Origin of the sequence: Plasticicumulans sp. (assembly GCF_035331805.1) — a bacterium.
GTDB lineage: Bacteria > Pseudomonadota > Gammaproteobacteria > Competibacterales > Competibacteraceae > Plasticicumulans.
Genome location: NZ_DAOLKE010000253.1, coordinates 1 through 5261 on the forward strand (window position 1 = coordinate 1; position 5261 = coordinate 5261).

The 5261-nt window shown below is 65.3% G+C and carries 1 protein-coding gene; it reads left to right on the forward strand.

Translation table 11 applies throughout. The features are described 5' to 3' along the window. The coding region (locus PKE44_RS14575; RefSeq protein ID WP_324552441.1) for an N-6 DNA methylase at window positions 1-5261 on the forward strand (5261 nt) is incomplete at both ends.

Genomic DNA, 5261 nt, shown 5'->3' on the forward strand with positions numbered 1-5261 from the left:
AGTGATGGAAGAGTTTCTGCCGACTTCCGGCCAGAGCCCGGAGGACTGACCCGCTCCGGGTCGTGGCTGGAAACGGCGAGCCGCAACCTCGACCTGATCGACCTTGCCCGCAAGATCGAAAGCGAGGGGCGCAACGCCACTGCGCAGGAGCAGGCGCAGCTCGCGCTATATGTCGGCTTCGGGGCCAGCGAAATCCGCAATCGCATGTTCCCGGTTCCGGGCGAGTATCTGCGCCGGAACAACCCAAATCGCCTGATCTTCCCGGAGGCCGTAGAGGCCGGCCGGTGGCGCAGCCTCGCCGAGCGCGCCGCAGCACTGCCGGAGGATTGGCAGCGGTCGATTCTGCAGGTCACGCAGTACCAGCACTTCACCAGCGAGAACATGATCCGCTCGATCTGGTCGGCGCTGCAGCGGATCGGCTTCACCGGCGGCAAGGTGTTTGAGCCCGGCACCGGCATCGGGTCGTTCCGCATGCTGATGCCGGAGTCCGTGGCCAGCACCTCGAAGTTCACCGGCATCGAGTTCGACGGACCCACCGCGCTGATCGCGCGGCTGCTGTCGCCTGAGCAGAACATGCTTCACGGCGACTTCATCAAGCACCGGCTGCCGGATGACTACTTCGATGTCGTGATCGGCAACCCGCCGTTCTCGCAGACGCAGGTGCTTGCTGACCCGCGCTACCAGAAGCACGGCTTCATGCTGCACGACTTCTTCTTTGCCAAGTCGCTGGACAAGCTGCGCCCAGGCGGCGTGCTGGCATTCGTGACCAGCAAGGGCACGATGGACAAGAAGAGCGACCGCGCGCGCCGGTATCTCGCTGATCGTGCCGACCTGCTGGGCGCGGTGCGCCTGCCGTCCACGGCGTTCGAAGGCAACGCCGGCACGAGTGTCGTCACCGACGTGATCTTCCTGCGCAAGCGCGCGCCGGGCGATGCGGAAGGCGGCCTGCCGTGGCGCGATGTCAGGGCCGTCGAGACCAAGGACGGCCCGGTCATCATCAACGAGTATTTCGCCGACAACCCCGACATGGTGCTCGGCCAGAACCGCATCAGCGGCAACACGGACGACGAAGGCCGCCGAATCAACTCCAACGGCATGGGCGGCGAGAAGTACACGGTCGTCAGCTACGACAAGACGCCGGCCGAACTGGATGCCAGGTTTGCGCGCGCCGTCGAGTCGCTGCCGGAGGCCGTATACCGCCCGCATGGGCAGGATGCGCAGAGCCTGCGCACCGAGACCGCAAAGGCCGACTTCGACCCGGCCGTCAAGCGCGAAGGGGTCGTCTACGTCAAGGACGGCGAGTTGATGCGCGTCAAGGATGGCGTCGGCGTGCCGCTGTCCGGGCTGCTGCCGAAGCTGTCGGCGAAAGACACGGCATGGCTGAAGGACTATTCCGGCGTGCGCGATCTGGTGCGCGAGGCGCAGCACGCGCAGATCACGGACGGGGAGTGGCAGGACGCATTGAAGCGGCTCAACGCTGCTTACGACGACTTCGTGAGCAAGCACGGGCGCTTCACGGCGTTCCGGCTGATCACCAGAAAGAGCACGGACGAGGACGGCAACGTCATCGAAAAGCAGTCGCGCGTGTACATCAACCGCCGGCTGATGATCGAGGACTACGACAGCCCGATCGTCACGCAGCTTGAATCCATCGACGACGATGGCGTCATCAGCAAGGGGCCGTTCCTCAAGGGCCGGTCCATCAACGCACCGAAGCCGCGCGATGTGCGCACCATCGGTGACGCGCTGGCGGTGTCGCTGGACGAGATCGGCCGCCTTGATCTGGACGACATCGCGAGAAGGCTGCGCATCAGCCGCGATGATGCCATCGATGCGCTTGGCGACCAGGTGTTCCGCACGCCGCAGGGCGAGATGCAGATGGCGGACGAGTACCTGTCCGGCAACGTGGTCGAGAAGCTGGCCGAGGCCATCGAGGCGGCGCGGCTGGATGATTCGCTGCGCCGCAACGTGGAGGCGCTGGAGAAGGCGCAGCCGGAAAGGCTCGGCCCGTCGCAGATTGGCGTGAAGCTCGGGGCGTCATGGGTGCCGGCCGAGCACGTCAACGAGTTCGCCAGCATGATCGGCGCCGGCTACGTGACGTTCGACCCGAAGACGGAAAGCTGGGCAGTCGAAGGCGGCAACAAGCGCAGTGACCGCAAGGTAGGCGCCGAGTACGGCACCGCCGCCCGGTCTCCGTCTGAACTCCTCGAAGCCCTGCTGAACAGCCGGTCGATCAAGGTCATGAAGACCGTGCCATCCGATACCGGCAAAGGAACGAAGAACGTCGTGGACGCGGAGGCGACGACGGCGGCCAACGAGATGGCCGGGAAGATCAAGAGCGCCTTCAAGTCGTGGGTGTGGACTGACAGCGAGCGCGCCGCCGCGCTGGTCGAGACGTACAACGACCGCTTCAACAACATCGCCGGGCGCCGGTTCGACGGTAGCCACCTGACGCTGCCCGGTGTGAGCCTGCGGTTCAAGATGCACGCGCACCAGTTGCGTGCGATCTGGCGTCAGATCGTGTCCGGCAACACCTATCTGGCGCACGCGGTCGGGGCCGGCAAGACCATCGAAATGATCGCGGGCGCGATGGAGCAGAAGCGGATCGGGCTCATCAGGAAGCCCATGTTCGTCGTGCCGAATCACATGCTGGAGCAGTTCGCCAACGAGTTCATGGAGTTGTACCCGCTGGCAAACATCATGGTCGCGGACGACAAGAACTTCAGCGCCGAGCGCAGGAAGGAGTTCACGGCCGCCGCGGCGCTCAACAACCCCGACGCCATCGTCATCACGCAGAGCGCCTTCGAGCGGGTCGGCGTGAAGGAGGAGAGCATCAAGCCGATTCGAGACGAGATTCTCGACGATCTTGAGGATGAACTGCGCCGCACTGCCAAAGACAACGAATCCCGCGTGCGCCGCAGCCAACTGGAGCAGCAGATCGAGGCAACGAAGCAGCGCTTCGACAGCATCCTGTCGGCCGGCCAGAAGGACAACGTGATCCCGTTCGAGGATCTCGGCGTTGACATGCTGTACGTCGATGAGGCGCACGCATACAGGAAGCTGGACTTCCACACCGCGCAACAGATCAAGGGCATCGACCCGAACGGCTCGCGGCGCGCGCTGGACATGTACGTCAAGACGCGCGTGCTCGATCGCGCCCGCCCCGGCCGTTCGTTCGTGTTCGCGTCCGGAACGCCTGTCACCAACACGATGGGCGAGTTGTACACGGTCATGCGCTTCTTCGCGCCGGACACGCTGGACCGCGACGGCACGGCAACCTTCGATTCGTGGGCGCGCGCCTACGGCGACGTGGTTCCGGCGCTGGAGCAGAACGCCAGTGGCAAGTACGAGGTCGTCGATCGCTTTGCGCGCTTCGAGAATGTGCCGGAGCTGATGGTGCGCGTTCGCCAGTTCATGGACGTGCTGCAGAGCGAGCACCTGGGCGCCGTGGTGGAGCGGCCCGACATCGAGGGCGGCAAGCCGCAGTTGATCATCGTCGAGCCGACGGCGGCGCTGAAGCAGTATCAGGAAGGGCCGCTGTCGATGCGTCTGGCCACGTCCAGAGCATGGAAGCCGAGCTTCAACGAGCCGAACAACCCGGACCCGGTGCTGGCCATCATCACCGACGGGCGTTTTGCCGCGACCGATCCGCGCTTCATTCCGGGCGGCGAGGTGCGGCCGGGCGAAACCACCAAGATGGACCGGGCGGCGGACGAGATCATCGCCGAGTACCGGGCCACGAGCGGAAACGTCTACGTGGACCGTGATGGCAAGCCGATGCCGGTCAAGGGCGGCACGCAGATCGTGTTCTACAACGTCGGCTTCGGCGCGGCGTCCGGAAAGAAGCGCGGCTTCGATGCACGCGCGGCCTTCACTCGCCGGCTGGTTGCCGGCGGCATCGCTCGCGACCAGATCGCATGGTTCGATGATGCCGACACCGATGCGAAGAAGGAGGCGATCTTCAAGGCCATGCGCGCCGGCACGCTGCGCGTGCTGATCGGCAGCGCCAAGAAGATGGGCACCGGCGTGAACGTGCAGAACCGCCTGACGGCGCTGCATTACATGGACCCGCCGTGGTATCCGTCCGATGTCGAGCAGCCGCACGGGCGCATCATCCGGCAGCGCAACCAGAACAAGGTCGTGCGCATCAAGTGGTACGCCACCAAGGGCGGCTACGACGCGACCATGTGGCAGATGGTCGGCAGGAAGCAGCGATTCATCGACCAGGCTTTCAGCGGCGACAAGACGCTGCGCAGCATGGACGATCTTGGCGAGTCCAGTCAGTACGAGCAGGCCGCGGCACTGGCTTCCGGAGACCCGCGCGCCCTGCAGCTTGCCGGGCTGCGGCAGGACGTGGAGCGGCTGGAGCGGCTGCACTCGGCGCACGCGAACGAGCAGATCAAGGCGAAATCGGCGCTGGCCGAGGCTGAGCGCGGCGAGAAGAACGCCGCGAGCCGTATCGAGATTTACCGCCAGATGCTGAAGGTCATCGGCGGCGAGCACTTTACTTTCAAGGGCGGCAGCGTCGGCCGGCAGTCGTTCGATCGTTACGGCGAGTTCGGCGACGCCGTGAAGGTGGCGTTCAACAATCTGGTGCGCGAAGAGGCGTCGAGCCCAACGCAGGATGAGCACCAGCTCGCCACCGTCGGCAACGGCCTGAAGATCATCGCCATCCATGACTGGCAGCCGGGCAACGACAAGGAGGTTGGCGTAAGGAGGCTGATGCCAACCGGCTGGTTCGATGTGTCCGTCGATGTGGCCGGTCGCAGCCTGTCAGTCGGTCGCTACCGCGGCATGGGCGAGGATGTGGACGGAACCGGCCTGACGCGCAGAATCGTCAACGTGATCAACAGCGTTGACGCCGATTTACGCGCGGCGGAAAGCGCGAGACAGTCACGCAAGGAGGATGTGGCGCGGCTTCGCAAGAAAGTGGGCGCGCCGTTCGAGCATTACGCCGAGATGCTGGACAAGCACGCGGCGCTGAAGGAGCTGGAAGACGAGTTGCGCAACGAGGGCGCGGCGGCTGCGCAGCAGGCGGCGGCAGAAGTTCAGCCGGAGGGAGATACGCCAGACCCCGGCCCGGAAACCCGCTTCTCCCGCGGCGCAGCCGTCGCCACTCCCGGCACTCGCGGCATGCCAGTCTCGCAGGTGCGTCGCCTCGCTAACAATCTGGCGCGCACGCTCGGCATCAATCCGGACAGCATCGTCGTGCACGAGACCACGCCGGACTTTCTGTCCGGTGCCGGGCGCGTGAAGGGTGC